Origin of the sequence: Halolactibacillus halophilus (genome assembly GCF_900115605.1) — a bacterium.
GTDB lineage: Bacteria > Bacillota > Bacilli > Bacillales > Amphibacillaceae > Halolactibacillus > Halolactibacillus halophilus.
On record NZ_FOXC01000001.1, the window covers coordinates 111,086 to 125,105 of the forward strand.

17 protein-coding genes, 1 pseudogene and 1 other annotated feature are annotated in these 14,020 nt (G+C 39.3%); all 18 genes and pseudogenes read right to left on the reverse strand.

Annotated features, from left to right (window positions below; genetic code table 11):
- Nucleotides 1–46: 46 nt before the first annotated feature.
- Nucleotides 47–922 carry a prephenate dehydratase gene (gene pheA / locus BM098_RS00590; RefSeq protein ID WP_089829312.1) on the reverse strand — a complete coding sequence of 292 codons (876 nt, stop codon included), beginning with the start codon at nt 920–922 and terminating at the stop codon, nt 47–49.
- 22 nt (nt 923–944) lie between these two features.
- On the reverse strand, nt 945–1,394 hold the full coding sequence (locus tag BM098_RS00595; RefSeq protein ID WP_089829314.1) for an ACT domain-containing protein: 450 nt from the start codon (nt 1,392–1,394) through the stop codon (nt 945–947).
- A gap of 25 nt (nt 1,395–1,419) precedes the next feature.
- On the reverse strand, nt 1,420–2,700 hold the full coding sequence (gene obgE / locus BM098_RS00600) for a GTPase ObgE (protein ID WP_089829316.1): 1,281 nt from the start codon (nt 2,698–2,700) through the stop codon (nt 1,420–1,422).
- 214 nt (nt 2,701–2,914) lie between these two features.
- Entirely contained in the window at nt 2,915–3,205 is a 291-nt protein-coding gene (gene rpmA / locus BM098_RS00605; protein WP_062319426.1) for a 50S ribosomal protein L27, read from the reverse strand.
- 8 nt (nt 3,206–3,213) lie between these two features.
- Nucleotides 3,214–3,555 (reverse strand): ribosomal-processing cysteine protease Prp, encoded by a 342-nt coding sequence (locus BM098_RS00610; RefSeq protein WP_089829318.1) that lies wholly within the window; start codon nt 3,553–3,555, stop codon nt 3,214–3,216.
- A gap of 13 nt (nt 3,556–3,568) precedes the next feature.
- Nucleotides 3,569–3,877 carry a 50S ribosomal protein L21 gene (gene rplU, locus BM098_RS00615; RefSeq protein WP_062318973.1) on the reverse strand — a complete coding sequence of 103 codons (309 nt, stop codon included), beginning with the start codon at nt 3,875–3,877 and terminating at the stop codon, nt 3,569–3,571.
- A 14-nt stretch (nt 3,878–3,891) separates the two neighbouring features.
- Nucleotides 3,892–3,963 (reverse strand) — a sequence feature (ribosomal protein L21 leader region).
- A 43-nt stretch (nt 3,964–4,006) separates the two neighbouring features.
- Nucleotides 4,007–5,431: a ribonuclease E/G gene (locus tag BM098_RS00620; protein WP_089829320.1), complete on the reverse strand. Its 1,425-nt coding sequence runs from the start codon at nt 5,429–5,431 to the stop codon at nt 4,007–4,009.
- 235 nt (nt 5,432–5,666) lie between these two features.
- Nucleotides 5,667–6,467: a septum site-determining protein MinD gene (gene minD / locus BM098_RS00625; protein ID WP_089829322.1), complete on the reverse strand. Its 801-nt coding sequence runs from the start codon at nt 6,465–6,467 to the stop codon at nt 5,667–5,669.
- A complete protein-coding gene (gene minC, locus BM098_RS00630; RefSeq protein WP_089829327.1) occupies nt 6,460–7,137 on the reverse strand; it encodes a septum site-determining protein MinC in 678 nt (225 codons plus the stop codon). Before minC ends, minD begins: the two co-directional genes overlap by 8 nt.
- A 16-nt stretch (nt 7,138–7,153) precedes the next feature.
- Nucleotides 7,154–7,684, reverse strand: coding sequence for a rod shape-determining protein MreD (gene mreD, locus BM098_RS00635; RefSeq protein WP_089829328.1), 531 nt, complete (start codon nt 7,682–7,684; stop codon nt 7,154–7,156).
- Nucleotides 7,684–8,559 (reverse strand): rod shape-determining protein MreC, encoded by an 876-nt coding sequence (gene mreC, locus BM098_RS00640; protein WP_089829330.1) that lies wholly within the window; start codon nt 8,557–8,559, stop codon nt 7,684–7,686. Before mreC ends, mreD begins: the two co-directional genes overlap by 1 nt.
- Nucleotides 8,560–8,579: 20 nt before the next feature.
- Complete coding sequence (locus BM098_RS00645; protein ID WP_089829332.1) at nt 8,580–9,614, reverse strand: rod shape-determining protein; 1,035 nt, start codon at nt 9,612–9,614, stop codon at nt 8,580–8,582.
- Between the two features lie 164 nt (nt 9,615–9,778).
- Nucleotides 9,779–9,919: pseudogene (locus BM098_RS13635) on the reverse strand (JAB domain-containing protein); the annotation flags it as partial.
- A complete protein-coding gene (locus tag BM098_RS13910; RefSeq protein WP_089829334.1) occupies nt 9,886–10,596 on the reverse strand; it encodes a group II intron reverse transcriptase/maturase in 711 nt (236 codons plus the stop codon). The pseudogene BM098_RS13635 and the gene BM098_RS13910, both read right to left, overlap by 34 nt.
- Nucleotides 10,597–11,020: 424 nt before the next feature.
- Nucleotides 11,021–11,590: a RadC family protein gene (radC, locus tag BM098_RS00660; protein WP_234987365.1), complete on the reverse strand. Its 570-nt coding sequence runs from the start codon at nt 11,588–11,590 to the stop codon at nt 11,021–11,023.
- 224 nt (nt 11,591–11,814) lie between these two features.
- On the reverse strand, nt 11,815–12,372 hold the full coding sequence (locus BM098_RS00665; protein WP_089829336.1) for a hypothetical protein: 558 nt from the start codon (nt 12,370–12,372) through the stop codon (nt 11,815–11,817).
- Nucleotides 12,362–12,901: a hypothetical protein gene (locus tag BM098_RS00670; RefSeq protein WP_089829338.1), complete on the reverse strand. Its 540-nt coding sequence runs from the start codon at nt 12,899–12,901 to the stop codon at nt 12,362–12,364. The genes BM098_RS00665 and BM098_RS00670 overlap by 11 nt, the downstream gene beginning before the upstream one ends.
- A 12-nt stretch (nt 12,902–12,913) precedes the next feature.
- Nucleotides 12,914–14,014 (reverse strand): type IV pilus biogenesis protein PilM, encoded by a 1,101-nt coding sequence (gene pilM / locus BM098_RS00675; protein WP_089829340.1) that lies wholly within the window; start codon nt 14,012–14,014, stop codon nt 12,914–12,916.
- Between the last annotated feature and the right edge of the window lie 6 nt (nt 14,015–14,020).

Sequence of the window (14,020 nt, forward strand, 5' to 3'; positions counted from 1 at the left end):
GCCAAAACGAGTGTATCCGTTTTGGCCTTTTTTTATCGTCATGTTTCTATAAATCATCAAGTGCCTCTGTTACGCGATAGTATGGATAACTACCGAGCACTTCAACTTGACAGCCGATTGCTTCTAGCTCTTGAATTGTATTTGGAATAAGAATATCATCCATTTTTTGTTCAATATCAATAAAGAAATAATATTGCCCAAGCGCTGTTTTCATCGGACGTGATTCAATTTTAGATAAGTTAATTCGGCGCCACGCAAAAGCCGACAGTACTTGATGTAACGCTCCGGCATGGTCTGTCGGCAAAGCGATCATAAAGGTTGTTTTAAACCCTTTGACTGGTAAGCTTTTTGATCTTAGCGCCGTATCATTTTTATGCAAGACGACAAAACGGGTATGATTGTTCTCAATATCATGAATGTCTGGTTTCACAATCGTTAAGTCATAGGTCTCGGCCGCTTTTTCATTCGCAATCGCCCCAATAGATAATTCTGGGTGTTCACTAACGAACTGTGCGGCAGCACCGGTTGAATTAAACGTTTCTTTTTTCGCCGGTCGCATGTCTTGTGTTAAAAACTGGTGGCACTGCGCGAGTGCGTGCGGATGTGAATAAACGACATCAGGCTCTTTCCAGCGGGAAACATTTTGTTTATGTACCATGAAATGTTGCCTAATTGGAACAACAATTTCATTGACGATTTTAAGTTGTTTTGATTCGATTAAATAGTCTAACGTTAAGTTTACTGTTCCCTCTAGCGTATTTTCTAGCGGAACGACCACATATTTTACATGCCCAAACTTCACCGCATCAAAGCAGTCAGGAATGGTTTGATAAGGCATGTGTTGCTCACTTTTAAATAAAGCATCTACCGCCATACTTGTAAACGTGCCTTTGGGCCCTAAATAACCTACTGAATAACTCATCCCTTACCTCCATTCTAACGTTTCAGGCACCTGAACCTAAAACATCGACCTTTTCAATAAATTGATGTTGCTTAAGTCTTTTTAATAACTCATCTAGATCCATTTTTAGATTTTCGATGTCAAGTGACAAGGTCACATTAGCTTTTCCATTTAGCGGAATCGATTGATGAATCGTTAATATATTCCCACCAGTCTTGGCCACCATATCAAGTAAATGTGACAACGTACCCGATCTGTCCTCTAAGTGAAAAAACAAGGTAATGATTTTCGTCTGTTGAATCGCTTGGAAAGGGAAAACAGCGTCTCGATATTTATAAAAAGCACTGCGTGACAATCCAACTTTTTGTACTGCTTCATAGATTGATGTTGCTTTGCCACGTTCCATATCTTTTTTGACTTGAAGTGTCTTTTTCATTGCTTCTGGTAAAAAATCACCCCGCACAAGATAAAAGGTGTCTTTTTCATCCTTCATTCTCTGCTTCCCCCTCACTTACAACTTATTCAATAAATTCAAATTCATATTTCATTAAGCGCACCACGTCGCCATCTTTGGCACCACGTTCACGCAAGGCTTCATCGATCCCCATCGAACGCATCTGTCTTGAAAAACGCTGAATTGACTCGTCTCGCGTTAGATCTGTCATTTTAAAGAGTTTCTCAATCTTCGCACCTGATATGACATACGCTCCATCATCATCACGGCTAATAACAAACGGAATTTCTTCTGGTTGATGTTTGTAGACAATGTGTTCTGGCGCTTCTTCAACCGGTGTAATCCGGTGTGGTGTCTCATCAAGTGTGTCGGCAATCGCAAATAACAATTCTCTCAAACCTTCACGCGTTACCGCGGATAACGAATAGATTGGATAATCTTCAGTCAGCTGTTCTTTAAAGAAGGCTAATTGTTCTTCGGCCTCTGGAATATCCATCTTATTTGCGACAATAATTTGCGGACGTTCGAGCAGTGTCTTATCATACGCTCTTAATTCTTCATTAATTGTCACAAAATCTTCATAAGGATCGCGTCCTTCTGTCGATGCCATATCAATAATATGAACAATCACACGTGTTCGTTCAATATGACGTAAAAATTGATGTCCGAGTCCAATTCCTTCACTTGCTCCCTCAATCAGACCTGGTAAATCGGCCATCACAAAGCTGCGGTGGTCTTCTGTTTCTACCATTCCTAAATTCGGTTGTAGCGTGGTAAAGTGATAATCAGCAATTTTAGGTCTCGCGGCACTAACAACGGATAGTAAAGTCGACTTTCCAACACTTGGAAATCCGACAAGACCAACATCCGCCATCACTTTTAGTTCAATAACGATATCTCGTTCAATACCCGGTTCTCCGTTTTCAGCAATCTCTGGTGCCGGGTTTTTAGCTGAGGCAAATCGAATGTTCCCGCGACCACCACGACCACCTTTACAAACAATCGCCTGCTGTTCATGTTCAGTTAAATCTCCTAGAACTTCACCTGTCACAACATCTTTAATCGTCGTACCGGGTGGTACTTTTAATACCATTGGCGCCGAATTTTTACCATGTTGCCCTTTACTCATTCCGTTTTCCCCACGTTTGGCTTTAAAGTGACGTTGATAACGGAAGTCCATTAACGTGCTAAGTCCTTCATCTACTTCAAAGACAACATCTGCACCATTTCCACCATCACCACCGGATGGTCCACCAAATGGGACATATTTTTCGCGACGGAAGGATGCTAAACCATTCCCACCATCACCAGCTTTTACGTATACTTTGACCTGATCGACAAACATAACCTCACCTCTTTTTCAATCTATTCTCGTTAGTATTTACATGTTTATGTTGTAATATTATCAATCTTTATAACCTTATTTGACCGCTTCGATAATTGTAAGAAAATTATAACAAATATCACACGCGCTGTACATTGATTCTAAAAAAATAATCAAATAAAAAAACGCGCCTCCTAAGAAAACTCTAAAGAGACACGCTTGTTATTCTAACGTCCTATGCTTCCTGTGCGACAGGATACACACTTACGCGTTTGCGATTACGGCCAACGCGCTCGAAACGTACGATACCGTCTGTTTTAGCGTAAAGAGTATCATCTCCACCACGACCAACGTTTGTACCAGGATAAATCTTAGTACCACGTTGACGGTAAAGAATAGATCCGCCAGTAACCATTTGTCCATCAGCACGCTTGGCGCCTAGACGTTTTGATTCTGAATCACGACCGTTCTTTGAGCTACCTACACCTTTTTTAGATGCGAAAAATTGTAAGTCTAAACGTAACATCATCGGTTTCAACCTCCTTGTTTTTCAAAGATAGTTATATACTGACCATAGTCATGTTCGATTGTTTCTAAAGTTGTCACCATACCTTCTAACAACAAACTTGCTGCACTCAGTGCTTCTACATTTGCTTCATTCGGTAAGGTCACCTTTAAATAACCACCATCTGTGCCTTGGTCAATTATAGGTTCAATTCCACTATGTTTCATGACTGCATTGGTCATACCGAAAGTAACGGCTGATACCGCAGCACAAACTAGATCGTGACCATGAGGGCCACTGTCCGCATGCCCACTTAATTCAAACCCGTTAATGGCTTGATCGGGCAAACGATAAATAATCGCTTTAATCATTTTTCATCCAACCTTAAGCGTTGATCTTTTCGATAACCACTTTTGTATATGGCTGACGGTGACCTTGCTTACGGTGATAGTTTTTCTTAGGCTTAAACTTGTAAATTGTTACTTTCTTTTGACGACCGTGTTTTTCAACTTTCGCCTCAACAGAAGCACCTTCTACTAATGGCGCGCCAACTTTTACGTCGTCACCACTTACAAAAAGAACTTTGTCAAATGTAACTGTTTCACCAGCTTCAGCAGCTAACTTTTCAATGTAGATTTCTTGACCTTCTTCTACTTTGATTTGTTTACCACCTGTTTCGATAATTGCGTACATCCTACTGCACCTCCTTAAAGACTCAGACTCGCCATCACAGGCGCATTTACATGCTTAAAACCTGGTCAGTGCGGTTGTAGCAACGGGTGCTACATAACTTGCATAACGAACAAATCATACCACGGCGCACTATAACTTGTCAATAGTTTTTGATTGGTTTTCTAAAAGGAACGCATCGATTAAAGCTTGAGTTCCACTCCGCAAAAGAGAAAAACTTGATGTTGATTCATCTTGTGAAAAGTAAAGATTCGCTGAAGTTCTCTCCGATAAGACATTCTGGTCAACGTATTGACAAAAGGCCAGATAAAAGCTCGGTGAAACAGCGATAATTGCCGCATCACTTTTGAGTGATACAAGTCTGCGTTCAAGTTCATAACATTGCGTCTCCAGCTTATATGATAGAGCCGACACGCCTTGGTCAAATAACGTATACATGACACTGGTTGCTTCACGTTTACGGGTGAGTTCATATAGTCCCAGGCGGGTGAATCCGTACAATTTTACCGGTTGTTTGTCTTGTTCGGTTGCTTTTTTTAGCGTATCCATCACGGCTTGTTGGTCTCTCTTAGACGTCATCCGGATAAAATCTATCACAATCATACCTGATAAATTACGCTGGCGTATTACTTTGGCCACTTGATTAGCTGCTTGTTTATTAATGGCGACAACAGAACGCGCACGCGATTGATTGGACGTGTAACTGTGTGAATTTACATCAATAACTGTCATCGCCTCTGTTTGTTCAACAACAAGCTCCACGCCTAATCCGGCAGCTATCACAGGTGTTGATAACCGTTCAATATAGTCCGTTATCTCAGGCGCAAGTGTCTGTATCACTGACTGTTTCACTTGGACCTTAACCTTGTCTTTATAAGTTGCCTCAATCTGACGCTTCAGCTTCACATCATCTACAATAATATGATCAACAGCAGCTAGATCATTATTTTCTAAATAACGCATATGAATTTCACTTTTTTGGGATAACTGTCCTGGCTTTTTCTGTTCATTTGCCTGTGTTAGATAGTCCTGAAATCGTGTGTATAATGTTTCTAACTGACTCAGTAAGGTTTGATCAGACATTGTGTCAGCCTTCGTCCGCACGACAACACCACCTGCCTGCAGTTGAGGATCTAATAAAGCATAAAGGGCGCTTCTTCTTTCATCAGATAATTTGCGCGAGACATTCACATGTGTGTCATATGGTAAATAGACGAGTGCCCCCTCCGTTAGATTGATTTTTCTCGATAATCGTGCACCTTTTGTTAAATAGGGTGATTTTGTTACTTGAACGATGATATATTGTCCTTCGGTTAAACCGGACTTTACATCAGCTTTATTATAATCACGATGGTCTAAATAAGCCGGCGTACTAAGTCCGATATCAACAAAACTCGCTTGTAACTGATGATCAACATCAGTGATACGCCCATAAAAAATAGCCCCGACTACCACTTCTTCATTTGGTCGAATAAATTGAAGATCCGTTATAGATGCTTCCGTCGTTGTCATATGTAATTTTTCCGTTAATTGTGTCAAGAGATAAATCGTTGTCATGATACTCACCTATTTCTAAAAAGTATTGTACGAGCTTACTTCTTTAAATTTCCATCGTTTACGGAATAAATTTCAGCAATTCGTTTACATATGAAAATACTGATTTGGGTATTTTATCCGCTTATTTTGGTCTGCCTCTATGTCCGCTAAAGCAAAAGATCCGTTTATCAGAGAATTCAACACAACAAAAGCACCCATCTCTAAAAAAGTCATGTAAGATCGGTGCTTCTGCTATTTATTTTTCGCGCATACCGAAGAATTTTTTCACCTTTGTCATCAAAGTTTGTTCTTGAACAAAAGATTGCAGTGGAACAGATTCTCCTAAAATACGGCGCGCAATATTACGGTAACTAATTGATGACTTGATATTTGGATTCAACGCTACCGGCTCCCCGTGATTCGAAGCTTTAATCACTTCATCATCATCTTGGACGATTCCAAGTAAATCAATCGATAAAACTTGAATAATTTCATCAATGGTCATCATATCGCCACTTTCCATCATATGATTTCTAATCCGATTAATAATGAGTTTCGGTGCCGTCACCTCTTCTTGTTCTAAGAGTCCGATAATACGATCAGCATCGCGCACGCTTGATTTCTCTGGTGTGGTTACCACAATCGCGTGATCCGCACCGGCCACAGCATTTTTATACCCCTGTTCGATTCCAGCTGGGCAGTCAATTAATATATAATCAAATTCTTGTTTTAATTCATTGACCATCTCAACCATCGCTTCAGGTGATAAATCGTGTTTGTCACTTGTTTGTGCCGCAGGTAGGAGGAATAAATAATCGAATCGTTTATCTTTGATTAGCGCTTGTTTCAACTTACAACGCCCTTGAGCCACATCGATAATATCATAAATTATTCGATTCTCCAGTCCCATCACAACATCTAAGTTGCGCAGACCAATATCTGTATCCATTAAACAAACTTTTTTATCCATTAATGCCAAGGCAGTTCCGAGATTGGCTGTTGTCGTTGTTTTACCAACGCCACCTTTCCCTGAGGTAATTACAATCGCTTCAGACATTTAAAACACTCCTTTCAAACCCGTTTATTACAGGACACTTTTTCATTACTTGCTGTAGGCGATCCATCACAATTTGACCTTTTTCTATATAAGCACATTCCATATATACACCATCCGTTTCATAATCAGGTGCGCGTGAATAAAATTCGGCAATCCTTAATTGAACGGGATTCATAAGCGATGCCACAATCACGACGTCTTTATTCCCTTCATACCCCGCATGGGCAATCCCTCTGAGGGCGCCTAAAATAAACACATTCCCCGTCGCCTTCACTGTCCCACCGGGATTCACATCTCCAATCACTAGCACATCACCAACGATATCCACCACTTGACCTGAACGGACCGGGCGCATGTGCAAATGGATATCAGACGCTTTTTTTAAAGCGAGTGCCTCTTGTTTTGTTATGACATTTGAGACGATATCTTGAACAACGAGACGGCGTTTAGATTGAATTAACGTTTTTAATTCTTCTCTTTCATCCGTATGTAATAGGCGGTTTCCTAGTTCGACTTTAATTGTTATCAGTGAATCAACTTCATCAAAATCATCTTGATTTAACATATCCACCAGTTGTTCTTTTACGTCATGAAATGATGCATCATCACTTAAAAATAATGTTAAACCATCTCTTGTTCCTTTAATCATCACCAATGGTTTCTGAGACATATCTCCACCTCCATCCTTACTTTTGTTCAAATCGTTCAAATGAATAACGTGCGAGTAAACGTTTAAATAAAACGAATTGAATTAGAAAAACGACATAATTGATGGCAAGCGTCATTAATAGACGCTGCTCGATGTAACTTTGTAAATGAAGTGCCGTCACACCAATTAATTGATAGACCCAGTAAATTATTACATCTACTAAAGTTATTGATAAAAAGAAAACAAAACTCGCGACATAAAAATTTACATGCAATACTTTTCTTAAGTGATGGACAACGTACATCACAACAGCATAACTAAACATATACACACCAATAACAGGACTATAAACAATATCAAGCACAAGCCCACTGATGATTGCGTATAAGAAGCTATAATATGATGTCTCTTCATCATAATATAACGCAATCATTATTAGAAAAATAAATACCCCATGAATGGTCACAATAAAACCATTCGCCTCAAAACTATTCGGGATAAATAAGAAATTAATCCCTTGAAAAATAATTAGCACAAACAGCATCAACAGCGGGAACAAACGCGACATTACTCATCCCCGCTTTCTTCAACCTCATCAATTGATGTGAGTAAGCGATCAACGACAATGACATGGTTCAACTCTTTAATATCGGCTGATAGCTTCACGTAAGCAATCTGAGTTAAGCCGTACTGATCTGTTGTGACTTCTTCGATCGAGCCAATTTCTAAACCTTTAGGAAACACTCCGCCTAAACCAGAAGAAAATACCGTTGTTTCAAGTGCAATGTCCTCATAGCTATCGGTAAATTCAAGTAACAGTTGTTCACGCGCGTCGTCATAACCTAAAATAAATCCTTTCGCATCAGAATCCGTCTCCGGTAAATCAACATTTACTGAGATCCGATTCGATCGATCGAAACCATTTAGTAAAAGTACAGTCGAGGTAAACTGTGCCGATGATTGAATTTTTCCAATCATCCCACTAGCTGTAATAACAGCCATATCTTTTTCCACACCATGTTGTTTCCCTTTATTGATTGTCACTTGATTGAACCACTGTTCTGGGCTACGTGCAATAACGGTCGCCTGAATTGGTTGATAATCAGTGAGTGCTTCCGTTTTATCTAAAACTGCTTGTAATGCTTCGTTTTCTTTCGTCAATTCTTGTACTTCATATAACTTTTGTTGATACGTTGAGAGGTTCTCTTTTAACTGCTGGTTCTCTTCATACACATGCTTCATTTCATCGATATTACCGACAATATCTCTAACGTAATAGACTGGTCTGAGCAGCACATTTTGAAACGAACCAACGGTATCTTGGATAAACTCTTCTACGGAAGAAAGCTCTTCACGATCACGTAATGAAAAACCAATCAGTCCAACAAGAATAATCAAACTGATTAAAATCGTGAATAGCCGTTTTCTTCTAAAAAACGACATAATGAAACCTCCAATAAGCGTTAGTTGTTTCTACTAGCAACATTAGGATGCGATTTAAAATGTTCGATATACTCTAAAGCTTTCCCTGTCCCAATCGCCACCGAGTCGAGTGGTGATTCTGCAATAAAGACCGGCATTTTTGTCTCATCAGAAATGACGTCATCTAATCCTTTAAGTAATGCCCCACCACCTGAAAGGACGATGCCACGTTCCATAATATCGGCTGATAATTCTGGCGGTGTTTTTTCTAAGGTCACTTTCACTGCTTCGACAATGGCTGTGACGGTATCACTAAGTGCATCAGCAATTTCAGTTGACGTAACGGTGATTGTTTTTGGTAGTCCCGTGAGTAAATCACGACCGCGCAGGTCAATCGAGGTTTCTTCCTCTGTCACATGCGCTTGTCCAATTTCCATTTTGACAGTTTCCGCTGAACGAACGCCAATCATCAAGCTGTATTTCTTGCGAATATATTGAATAATCGCTTCATCCATATCGTCACCTGCCGTACGAATGGACTGGCTCGTTACCACACCACCAAGTGAGATAACAGCCACTTCCGTCGTACCACCACCGATATCAACAATCATACTACCGGTTGGTTCCCATACAGGTAAGCCGGCCCCAATCGCTGCCGCAAACGGTTCAGATACAGGAAAAGCCTCTCGTGCTCCTGCTTGTTTTGTCGCATCAATAACGGCACGTTCTTCAACCATCGTAATACCCGATGGGACACACACCATCACATTCGGCTTACGCGCAAAGGGTGAGCGCTTCTTTTGAGCTAACCGGATATAATACTTCATCATCGCAGCCGTCGTATCATAATCAGCAATCACACCGTCTTTCATTGGACGAACGACTGAAATGTTGCCTGGCGTACGTCCGATCATATTACGCGCGTCACTCCCAACAGATTCAATCATTCCAGTCGTATTATTTTTGGCTACAACAGAGGGTTCTCTTACGACAATCCCTTTTCCTTTAATATATACGAGCGTATTGGCCGTCCCTAAGTCAATCCCTAAATCTTGCGTAAAACTAAATTTCCCCACGTTCATCTTCCTTCCTTATTTACACGTCTCTATTTATCTCTGATATGTGTTTATTCATAGTCGTAACAGTAAACACCTAACACAAGTCACTCACCTCGTGTTAGGTGTTTAGTTTTTAACTTGCTTATTCAATTATACGAGAATTTGAAAAAAATAGATAGGGGTTAGACGTACCCTTTTTCTTTTAATGATACAAATTTGTGGTCACCAATAATGATATGGTCAAGTAACGAGATACCAATCAGTTCACCACATTCTACTAAACGTTTTGTCACTTGAATATCTTCTTGAGATGGTGATGGGTCGTAGGGTCGGTAGTAAGAAGCGAATCTACCTCCCTCAGAACCGTACGTACTCCTTTCAAAGTATACGGCTCGCCAGTGTGAGGTAATCGATAAGTCAGAGGAGAAAATGAATGAAAACCATGCCGGTTCAGTTTTAAACGCGCACACTTTTTCGTCAAACGATATTTATGCGCGACGGTACAGACTAGACTTTCATATGCAAAGTAAGTCATTTTAGCTAAGGCTTTTTTATCGGAGAGATACCTGTAGTAGTTATAAATTGCTATTAATTCTTCATTATAACAATTATATATGCGCTCAATTGATTGATAGACAAGGTTACCACGACTTTCCGGACGATGGTGATTATATGCGCCGTACTTAAAACAATGGGCTAAATAGGTTAACTGTGCAGGTGGCATCGTTAACATGAGGGACTGATTTTGTCTAGATAGCTGATAGCCTTTATAAATCAATGTATTAAATCGGGCTAGTTTAAGCTCAACGCCCTGATTAAGACTTTTCCTGTTAATTTTTGACAACGGACCATTCACTGTAAAAATGATGTGATAATTTTTTCTATCTTTCACTTCGATATATGTTAGCTCTAGTTTTTTGAAAACATCGATCACACCCGCAATTTTTGTGTGATCACTCAGAGATAGTATAAAAAGCGGGGTACCCATCCGACTATTCATTTCTAGCTGCCTCCTTTCCTTATACTTTTCACACCTGTCTTCCTTTTCCGTGCTAAACAGATTACCTGCAAACGTTGAATACTATGAAGACTCCGTTACCTTATAACTTGCGTTACTTAGGTAATCCCTACCTTACTAATCAATCAAGAAACGTCATACTTAGGTACTCCTTTCGACTATTGCTTTCCGGCGGGAAAGCGAAGGGAATAAGCTTATCATACGTCGCGTCTGACGCGCACAACGCATTTATTCCAAATACGTATCCTTCACGTCTTTAAGTCTAGAGTTCAGGCAGTTTAGCTTTTACCATATATGACTTAACACAGCGTTCATGCGATGGTCCCGCAGCTTATTTCTAATTAACGGTAAGAACACTTGTTACTGAAAGTGATAAGCATTTCAGGGTGAGTAACCACTTGATTGATTAACTGTATAGGCGCACGCCAGAAGGATGATTGTGCAAACAAACAATCGAGGCACATGATCGCTTAATCGCTTCGCGGAAAATTTCACGCGGATGTGAGATCGAAGCATTTAGGCTGCCAATAAAGATGGTTTGTTGGTGGATAATTTGGTTCTTCGTATCGAGGAATAAACAAATAAAGTGTTCTTGTTTTAATAGGCGCATATCTTCCATAACATAGTTAGCCCCGTCTTCAGGACAACGAATAACATAACGGTCTGTCTTTTTAAATCGCCCCATCCGGTTACCTAGTTCAATCGCTGCTAAAATACTTACAGCTTTTACTTGCCCAATGCCTTTAATTTGAATGAGTTCTTCAAGTGTGGCTTCTCTTAAACATTCAACCCCGTCAAAATGTTGATACAAGCGAATGGCTAAATCATGAACACTTTCTTCTCGGGTCCCAGAACCAATCACAATCGCGAGTAATTCTTGGTCCGATAAATGGCTAGCGCCTTTGTTAATAAGGCGTTCTCTTGGCCGGTCTTGTTTTGGGATATCTTTCATTCGGACATGGAGTTCCTTCAACATGCGTAAACCTCCTTTCTATCAGCATGCCTTTAGTTTATTCTTTTTGACCCGGGATGCAAGTAGACATAGAAAAGTGATTAAGTTAATTAGTCTTCAATCATTGTATGAAAACAATTAAACATTGTTCAAATTTAAAATTCTATAGATTTTTGCCCATTAAAAAAAGATTGACACAAATGTGTCAATCCCAATTAATACGTTGATTAGTTAATATACCACGCTTTCTATTCGATTAAGATACTTTCGTTATAAAACGCACGTACTGTCAACGTTGCTTCCGTTTGTGTTTCTCCTTGTTTTAGAATATCTAATTCCGTTATTTCTACAAGACGATTAACTTCTTCTAAACGTTGAATATAAGACTCAATCTGTGTGATATCATCACTAGATAACAAAACTTGATAGTGAATCGCGCTCACACCTGCTGGATAAAATGCTGCATCTTCAGTAAAGCCAGTCCCATTAAGATTAATCGAGGCAATCGAAACACCTGTCGCTGTTTCTAAATCGAACAGTGTCTCAACGATTTGATCGACAGATTCTTCAGTAGGTAAGTTATTTCTAACGGTTTCAGCTTCTTGTTTTAACGCATTCTCTGACTGTTCATTTATTGCTGCTTGTTGTAACACAAGTCGGTGTTCAGATAGCGTTTGTTCAGTTGCTTCTAGTTCTTCATTTAATGGTTCTATTAAATAATCCGAGCCATAATAAAACACAAAACCAAAAACCGCTACAATGATTAAAACAATCAAAGTTTCATTTTTACCCCATTTAATTTTCATCACTTAACACCTCACTTACTTGTGCTCGGTCAATCATTAAAGTGAATTGTGTTACATACACCGTCTCATTAACTTCAATTGTTTCTAACGTTACGCTTGTCACATATGGCAAATTCACCAGATTACGATGCATATTAACGACGTGTTGATCATTATCAAAGGTGATTTCCAGTTGAACATTACCGTCAATAGTGAAAAAGAACCGTTCAACAGTAGCTGTGTTACTCGGTATTTGACTTAACAAATCATGGTAAAGTGTATCTACCGGAAACTGATTTTGTTTCAATGTGTCTCGTTGATTAACTAATGTTGAGACTTGTTCACCAATGAGGTTAACTCGTTGTAATTCACTGATTTCATTCGCTTGATTATTAATCATTTCTATATTACGTGAAGTCTCTGTTTTAATAGAATCAGTCAGCCACCAAAAATAACCCCCAAGCAAACCAAACAAAAGCAAGGCAATAAAAATGATTAAAAATGGCGTGAAGTTGTTTTTTTTCTTTTCAAAGAAATTAATATTTACCATGTTTAGCCTCCTCTATTGTTCAGTATGGTTTGAATTTTGATGAGAATCTGTTGACTCTTCTTTTAGTGACGGTTCAGTTGATTGTTCATCTACATGCTTATGTTGTTTTTTTGAACGTATTTTAGTCATTCGTTTTGGTGGTTTTACTCGTTTCTTTTTAGATGGCGTCTCTTTATAACTGAGACCGATGAGCGCGCCGTAACCGTTAGGCAACTCATTAGGTAACGAGAGTGTTTTGACACTAATATCAAAACGCTCAACCATTGTTTCTTTTAATTCAATAAGGGCAGGATGATTACCTAAGAAAGCTACATCAGTCACACCAATACTCCCGTCTAAAACGGAATATTGATAAAAGTCCATAAAACGTTCAATCGTGATCAACGTGTTATCTCGTTCATCTTCTAACTCCTCTTTTGGTAAGGTAGAAACAAGTTCGTTCCCTTGGCTATCCAACTCCCAAGCTTGATAAGCATTTGAAGTGTGAATATGACGATTAAATCTTGGTTTATTATTGTGGAAAACCGTTAAGGTCAAATCAAGTTTATCCCATTGTATCATTAATAAATGATTGTCTGTTGATGTATCTTGAAGCGATTGATACGTACGGTAGGCGCTTAAGTACGAAATATCTGCGACAATCGGATTTAAGCCTACGTCATCAAATAACTTTTCAAACGGTTTTAAACGCTCTTTTGGATAGGCAAATAAAAGCACCTCATTTTTTTCTTCCCCATAGTTTAAAATATCAAAATCTAAAACTGGATCCTTAAATGGTAGACGAATGCTGCCCTCGAGCTGCAAACGAATATACTGTTTTGCTTCATCAATGGATAATTGATTCGGAATTTCTTCTGTACGCATTGTCACAAAACTATCAGGAACAAGAAAAGAGATGTGAGCACGCTTCCATTTTTTCTGTTCTACTAACGTACGTAAATGACGCTTTAATTGTGATTCATTTACAATACGACCATCTTCCATCACAAGTTGGTCAAAAAAAACTTCACCGTAATCTATATGTTCATTCGCTTTCTGTCTTGGATAAACAAGGTAGCGAATACTCCGGTCATTGATTGATATAAAGATATGTTCCTTCTTAAAGAGTCCCATGTATTG

Bases quoted from the DNA above. Each gene is read 5' to 3' on its own strand.
- BM098_RS00595 (WP_089829314.1), bottom strand. From the start codon at position 1,394: ATGAAGGATGAAAAAGACACCTTTTATCTTGTGCGGGGTGATTTTTTA.
- BM098_RS00620 (WP_089829320.1), bottom strand. From the start codon at position 5,431: ATGACAACGATTTATCTCTTGACACAATTAACGGAAAAATTACATATG.
- mreD (WP_089829328.1), bottom strand. From the start codon at position 7,684: ATGTCGCGTTTGTTCCCGCTGTTGATGCTGTTTGTGCTAATTATTTTT.
- mreC (WP_089829330.1), bottom strand. From the start codon at position 8,559: ATGTCGTTTTTTAGAAGAAAACGGCTATTCACGATTTTAATCAGTTTG.
- rpmA (WP_062319426.1), bottom strand. From the start codon at position 3,205: ATGTTACGTTTAGACTTACAATTTTTCGCATCTAAAAAAGGTGTAGGT.
- minC (WP_089829327.1), bottom strand. From the start codon at position 7,137: ATGTCTCAGAAACCATTGGTGATGATTAAAGGAACAAGAGATGGTTTA.
- BM098_RS00665 (WP_089829336.1), bottom strand. From the start codon at position 12,372: ATGAAAATTAAATGGGGTAAAAATGAAACTTTGATTGTTTTAATCATT.
- BM098_RS00610 (WP_089829318.1), bottom strand. From the start codon at position 3,555: ATGATTAAAGCGATTATTTATCGTTTGCCCGATCAAGCCATTAACGGG.
- BM098_RS13910 (WP_089829334.1), bottom strand. From the start codon at position 10,596: ATGAATAGTCGGATGGGTACCCCGCTTTTTATACTATCTCTGAGTGAT.
- obgE (WP_089829316.1), bottom strand. From the start codon at position 2,700: ATGTTTGTCGATCAGGTCAAAGTATACGTAAAAGCTGGTGATGGTGGG.
- minD (WP_089829322.1), bottom strand. From the start codon at position 6,467: ATGTCTGAAGCGATTGTAATTACCTCAGGGAAAGGTGGCGTTGGTAAA.
- rplU (WP_062318973.1), bottom strand. From the start codon at position 3,877: ATGTACGCAATTATCGAAACAGGTGGTAAACAAATCAAAGTAGAAGAA.
- pheA (WP_089829312.1), bottom strand. From the start codon at position 922: ATGAGTTATTCAGTAGGTTATTTAGGGCCCAAAGGCACGTTTACAAGT.
- BM098_RS00670 (WP_089829338.1), bottom strand. From the start codon at position 12,901: ATGGTAAATATTAATTTCTTTGAAAAGAAAAAAAACAACTTCACGCCA.
- radC (WP_234987365.1), bottom strand. From the start codon at position 11,590: ATGTTGAAGGAACTCCATGTCCGAATGAAAGATATCCCAAAACAAGAC.
- pilM (WP_089829340.1), bottom strand. From the start codon at position 14,014: ATGGGACTCTTTAAGAAGGAACATATCTTTATATCAATCAATGACCGG.